We start from the raw sequence: 248 nt of genomic DNA, 5'->3' as shown, positions 1-248 counted from the left end.
TGAATCTATTGTAGCTTACTAATGTTTTAAAATCCTTGGAATGAAACTGCTGTAAATAATGGTAATAAACCTTAAAATTTCTAAACCCAAAGACATGAAACGCAATAATAATGGTCATTATCTCGCTCAAATTCAGTGAACAATTTCTAGTTGGTTTCCTTTTTGATGTAGCTAATAAATGTTTTTCTAAATAGGGCATAAATTTTTTAAGAAACTCATCTACAGCGTAATATATTTCGACTAATTTT

1 pseudogene is annotated in these 248 nt (G+C 27.8%); it reads right to left on the bottom strand.

The features are described 5' to 3' along the window. Nucleotides 1-248 (bottom strand): annotated as a pseudogene (locus MUW74_RS04020) (IS982 family transposase); the annotation flags it as partial.

It is taken from the genome of Candidatus Cardinium sp. cBcalN2, assembly GCF_022810445.1.
Taxonomy (GTDB): Bacteria; Bacteroidota; Bacteroidia; order Cytophagales; family Amoebophilaceae; genus Cardinium.
The sequence above is the reverse complement of the archived record's forward strand: the minus strand, read 5'-3'. Positions and strand labels throughout refer to the sequence as shown.